The sequence below is a fragment of the Microcystis sp. LEGE 08355 genome (assembly GCF_015207185.1).
Lineage (GTDB): Bacteria > Cyanobacteriota > Cyanobacteriia > Cyanobacteriales > Microcystaceae > Microcystis > Microcystis panniformis.
This window is the reverse complement of record NZ_JADEXI010000465.1, coordinates 1-3720: the sequence shown is the minus strand read 5'-3', so window position 1 is coordinate 3720 and position 3720 is coordinate 1. Positions and strand designations below refer to the sequence as shown.

At 44.7% G+C, this 3720-nt stretch carries 4 protein-coding genes and 1 pseudogene; 4 read left to right on the top strand and 1 reads right to left on the bottom strand.

Annotated features, from left to right (window positions below):
* The first annotated feature begins 51 nt into the window (after positions 1-51).
* From IQ242_RS19250 to IQ242_RS19240, 3 genes are all read left to right on the top strand, one after another.
* On the top strand, positions 52-396 hold the full coding sequence (locus tag IQ242_RS19250; RefSeq protein WP_002755652.1) for a type II toxin-antitoxin system RelE/ParE family toxin: 345 nt from the start codon (positions 52-54) through the stop codon (positions 394-396).
* Positions 383-745 (top strand): DNA-binding protein, encoded by a 363-nt coding sequence (locus IQ242_RS19245; RefSeq protein ID WP_193961071.1) that lies wholly within the window; start codon positions 383-385, stop codon positions 743-745. Before IQ242_RS19250 ends, IQ242_RS19245 begins: the two co-directional genes overlap by 14 nt.
* 298 nt (positions 746-1043) lie before the next feature.
* Entirely contained in the window at positions 1044-1859 is an 816-nt protein-coding gene (locus IQ242_RS19240; protein WP_193961070.1) for a Uma2 family endonuclease, read from the top strand.
* Between the two features lie 55 nt (positions 1860-1914).
* Here IQ242_RS19240 and IQ242_RS19235 read toward each other — a convergent pair.
* A pseudogene (locus IQ242_RS19235) lies at positions 1915-2007 on the bottom strand (PEP-CTERM sorting domain-containing protein); the annotation flags it as partial.
* Positions 2008-2269: 262 nt separating this feature from the next.
* Here IQ242_RS19235 and IQ242_RS19230 point away from each other — a divergent pair.
* Positions 2270-3553 (top strand): flotillin family protein, encoded by a 1284-nt coding sequence (locus IQ242_RS19230; RefSeq protein ID WP_185239228.1) that lies wholly within the window; start codon positions 2270-2272, stop codon positions 3551-3553.
* Positions 3554-3720 lie beyond the last annotated feature (167 nt).

The window sequence follows — 3720 nt, the reverse complement described above, 5'->3', positions numbered from 1 at the left end:
ACCATATCTGCCATTACTTTAGAAAAATAGTATAACTGCTATAATTATTCCATGGCGGCTCAACCCAGAGAAATTCGACGTTATGTTACCAGTGACGGCAAAGTTCCCTTTGCCCAATGGCTCGATTCTTTGCGGGATATTAAGGCTAAAACTAAAATTGCTCAACGCCTAAACCGGGTTAATTTAGGTAACTTAGGTGATTATAAATCAGTAGGAGCAGGAGTTTATGAACTACGAATAGACTATGGTTCTGGTTATCGCGTTTACTTTGGACAAATCGGAACAACGATTATCTTACTCCTGTGTGGAGGAGATAAAAAAACGCAAGCTAAAGACATTGAAATAGCTCAAAAATATTGGCAAGACTATAGGAGCCGAGAAAATGCCAGTCAGTGATAGTTATCATGATTCCCTGATCGAATCCCTTAAAGATCCCCATTATGCAGCAGTTTATCTGGAAACTCATCTAGAGGGAGATGAATATGAATTTGAATCAGAATTACTCAGACTTGCGTTCAATCACGTCCTAGAAGCCCTTGGACCTCAAAATCTAACACCAGAACAAATCAAAATTCAGGCGCAGCAATTGGAAGAAATAATGCAAAAACCTGCACCTGAAGCCATGAATCAACTAACCTCTTGGCTTCAAGCTTTAGGATTGAAATTAACGATAAAGATCGCTCCAAAAATGCCAGAAATAAATCATGAAAATGACGCTGTTAGTTCAATCAAGATTACAGTGTAGTTTGTAGTTTGGGTTTTTTGATTACAAATTGATAGTCCAACAATATTTCACGGATTTTATTCTATCATTACTATTGATAATTGTATATGTATAGCAATTATTCTAGGTTGGGTTGACGCAAGGAAACCCAACAAACGAGAGAGTCAAAATAGCGATCGCCGATTAAGACAGATTTGGCGGTTGGCTGTTGGGTTTCCTTGCGTCAACCCAACCTACAAAACTACAAAACTACAAAACTACAATGTTTGAGAGGTCTGAGTTGTAACTGATAACTGATAACTGATAACTGATAACTGAAATGACGACACCTAGCTTCACCATTCCCCAATCTGACCCTCCCCTTTCCCCCCGGCAATCCTTGCCGACGATGTATGATTTACCTAGCGACAATCCACTGGAACCCGGTTTGCCTGACGAATTTCACCTATTACAACCTCAGTTATTACTGCTGACTTTCCAGCCTCCCAACTGGGAACCAGACCTAGTTTTTAGCGCCGCTGACCTTAACCTTTACTACGATGTCAGACACCCTCAATGGTACAAGCGTCCCGATTGGTTTGGGGTGGTTGGTGTTCCTCGTCTCTACGATGGCCATGACCTGCGCTTAAGCTATGTGATTTGGCAGGAAGGGGTTTCCCCGACGATTGTGGTGGAATTATTGTCTCCAGGTACGGAAAATCAAGATTTAGGACAAGAACTACGCCAACCCGGGGAACCGCCAACTAAGTGGACAGTTTATGAACAGATTCTGCGGATTCCCTACTATGTGGTTTTCAGTCGCTATACTAACCAACTTCAAGCGTTTGAACTGGTAGGTGGTTATTACCAACCCGTAGCTTTAGTGCAGGGACGCTTACCGATTCCTCCACTGGAATTGAGCTTGGGTTTGTGGCAAGGTTCCTATCGGGGGATTGAGCGGCTATGGTTACGCTGGTTGACGCTGGAGGGAGAGTTGATTCCCCTTGCCGATGAGGAATTAATTGCGGCGAAACAAGAGGTTTCTGCGGCGAAACAAGAGGCTTCTGCGGCGAAACAAGAGGCTTCTGCGGCGAAACAACGAGCAGAACAACTAGCGGCACGATTGCGGGAATTAGGGATAGATCCTGAAGCCTGAAGCTAAAACCCCCCAAAAAAGAGAGAGGAAACCCGCGCCTCCTCTCTCTGGGACATTATTTTCTCGCTTTGCGGACAGCATCCCCTAGCATTAAACCGCCCAGTGGGATATAACTAAGAATACCCGTGGGTTCGGGGACACCCACAGCAGCAGAAGCGACGGTCAACAAATGCCGAGAGATTTTTTGAGATTATTCATACATTGAATAATTTGCTCTACGAATAAAGTTATGTGTAGATTTTAGCTCCAATTTGATTGAAGTCAAGATAAAACTAGGGGATTTTACTCTATCATTACTTATTTTAATTTTCGATGTACCTACACCCTACTAGACTACTGGTCTGTCAAGTTTGGAAATTGATGGATACAATTTAGTTAATTTGATCCGAGCATCGACCGTAATAAAATCTATGGAAATTATCGCTGTTTTACTGGGAGTTTTCGGTTTAGGGACAGGTGCGGGTTTATTAGTCATCCGTAACTACTACCACATCTGTCAACCGAGCGAAGTTTTAATTTTTGCCGGTAGTCGTCGCCCCACGGCCACGGGCAAAACCATCGGTTATCGTTTGGTAAAAGGGGGCAGCAGTATTCGTTTACCGATGCTAGAACAAGTGTATCGAATGGACTTGACCAACATGATCATCGATCTCAGGGTGGTTAATGCCTATTCTAAGGGCGGTGTGCCGTTGATCGTCACCGGGGTGGCGAATATTAAAATTGCCGGGGAAGAACCGATTATTCATAATGCGATCGAGCGTTTATTGGGCAAGAAACGCAAGGAAATCGAACAATTGGCTAAAGAAACCCTCGAGGGCAATTTGCGCGGTGTCTTGGCGAATTTAACCCCAGAACAAGCGAACTCCGATCAGATTGCTTTCGCTAAAAGTCTCCTAGAAGAAGCGGAACAGGATCTGGAAAAATTGGGTTTAGTTTTGGATAGTTTGCAGATCCAGAATATTTCCGATGAGGTGCGTTATCTTGATTCGATCGGACGGAAGCAGAAAGCCGAATTACAGAGAGATGCCAGGATAGCCGAAGCAAAAGCCCGAAAAACATCGATTATCAAGGATTCCGAGAATCTACGCCTAACCGCTTTGCGTCGTATCCAAAAAGATTTAGAAATAGCCAAAGCTGACGCAGAAAAACGGGTGCGCGACACTCAAACTAAGCGCGGCGCCATGATTGCTGAGGTAGAATCGGTGGTTATGTCCGATTTAGCTAAAGTACAGGCAGAAGTGGCGGTACAAACTGCCCGAATTAAGCAGGTGAAACAGCAATTACAAGCAGATGTGATCGCCCCGGCGGCAGCGGAATGTCAACAAGCGATCGCAAAAGCCCGGGGGGAAGCGGCCAAAATTATCGAACAGGGGAAAGCGCAAGCGGAAGGAACCAAAAAACTGGCAGCCTCTTGGCAAGGAGCGGGAAATAACGCTAAAAACATCTTTTTATATCAAAAATTGGAGTTATTGCTGAAATTAATGGCCGCCAGTGTACCAGAAGTGCAGGTGCAAACGGTGACGGTAGTGGACGGGGGTGATGGTAATCTTGTCCCCAAAATGACTGCCTTTGCCGAACAATTGCGGCAAGCTACCGGGGTGGATCTGGTACAAATGGCTAATCGCCTAGCACAAACCGAGCCATCTGTCAAGGGAAAAGAGACAAATTTTGATTTTAAACAATTGCCCTCTTGAATCAGTGATCAGGAGTCAGGAGTCAGGAGACAGGAGACAGGAGACAGGAGACAGGAGATAGGAGATAGGAGATAGGAGACAGGAGATAGGAGACAGGAGACAGGAGACAGGAGACAGGAGACAGGAGACAGGAGATTATTTTATTTATTCTCCCCACACCCCACACC

What these genes read in the sequence shown, in the direction of transcription:
- IQ242_RS19250 (WP_002755652.1), top strand. Translation starts at nt 52, where the DNA reads ATGGCGGCTCAACCCAGAGAAATTCGACGTTATGTTACCAGTGACGGC.
- IQ242_RS19245 (WP_193961071.1), top strand. Translation starts at nt 383, where the DNA reads ATGCCAGTCAGTGATAGTTATCATGATTCCCTGATCGAATCCCTTAAA.
- IQ242_RS19240 (WP_193961070.1), top strand. Translation starts at nt 1,044, where the DNA reads ATGACGACACCTAGCTTCACCATTCCCCAATCTGACCCTCCCCTTTCC.
- IQ242_RS19230 (WP_185239228.1), top strand. Translation starts at nt 2,270, where the DNA reads ATGGAAATTATCGCTGTTTTACTGGGAGTTTTCGGTTTAGGGACAGGT.